At 64.4% G+C, this 1,156-nt stretch carries 1 protein-coding gene and 2 tRNA genes; all 3 read left to right on the top strand.

Features of this window, described 5'->3' with window-relative positions; translation table 11 throughout:
* Positions 1 to 13: 13 nt before the first annotated feature.
* The 3 genes from ACXJKH_RS20920 (at position 14) to ACXJKH_RS20930 (ending at position 735) form a co-directional block, all read left to right on the top strand.
* Positions 14 to 90 (top strand) — tRNA-Met (locus ACXJKH_RS20920).
* A 26-nt stretch (positions 91 to 116) separates the two neighbouring features.
* Entirely contained in the window at positions 117 to 545 is a 429-nt protein-coding gene (locus ACXJKH_RS20925) for a hypothetical protein (RefSeq protein WP_457322258.1), read from the top strand.
* Positions 546 to 658: 113 nt separating this feature from the next.
* Positions 659 to 735, top strand: a tRNA-Met gene (locus ACXJKH_RS20930).
* Positions 736 to 1,156: the final 421 nt, after the last annotated feature.

Genomic DNA, 1,156 nt, shown 5'->3' on the forward strand with positions numbered 1-1,156 from the left:
ATTCCGCTTCTGCTGCGGGGTGGAGCAGTCTGGCAGCTCGTCGGGCTCATAACCCGAAGGTCGCAGGTTCAAATCCTGCCCCCGCTACCATATAGCTCCGGTGCAAGCCGGAGGCAGTGGACGAATCAAGCGATCCCGGCAACGGGGTCGCTTTTTTCGTTGTGTCGCCGGTGCCGGCGCCGGTGCCGACGCCGACGCCGACGCCGACGCCGAAGCCGAAGCCGAAGCCGAAGCCGAAGCCGATGCCGATGCCGATGCCGATGCCGATGCCGATGCCGATGCCGACGCCGACGCCGAAGCCGAAGCCGAAGCCGAAGCCGCTGATGCCGGTGGTGGTGGTGGTGGTGGTGCTGGTGCTGGCGCTGATGCCGGTGGTGATGCTGATGCTGATGCCGGCGCTGACGCCGGCGCTGACGCTGACGCCGATGCCGATGCCGATGCCGATGCCGATGCCGATGCCGATGCGGTGCCGATGCGGTGCCGATGCCGATGCGGTGCCGATGCCGATGCCGATGCCGATGCCGATGCCGGCGAGGGCAGGGTAGAGCCGATCCATGGTCGGCTGCTCTTGCTCTGGCTTCGCATCTGCGGGTCAAATGGGTCATGTTTCAACAGGGGTTGCGCAGGGATGAAAACTCCCTTACAATTCCGCTTCTGCTGCGGGGTGGAGCAGTCTGGCAGCTCGTCGGGCTCATAACCCGAAGGTCGCAGGTTCAAATCCTGCCCCCGCTACCACAGAAAATCTGCAGTGCAGATGCAGTAGACGAAAAGGCGATTCCGGTGACGGGGTCGCCTTTTTCGTTGGTGGGGTTTGGTTTTTTGAAGGCGTAACCCAGGCCAAATGCCAGTGCCAGGTCAAATTAGGTGCGCAGGCTTCTGGAAGGGCGCTGGCCTGAGTAAGTTCGCGGGGCACGCTGCAAATCCCGCCCCGCGGCCCGCCTCGGCCCAGCCGCTGGCGGCTGGGCGTTCGGACGCTGGCGAGGCAGTGCCTCGCCGCAATGCTCCCTCACCCCTGTAAGCTCCTGAGCCGCCTCCATGCGGCTCAGGGCCCCGCAAAGCACCCGTAGTATGTCGGTGCCCAGCGGAGATCAAAGGCGCGGCATTATTTTTGGCGTTGCTTGCACTGGCTGGCGGATCGAAGGTTGCGGTGTTGGTG

The organism is Stenotrophomonas sp. P5_B8, from assembly GCF_054049855.1.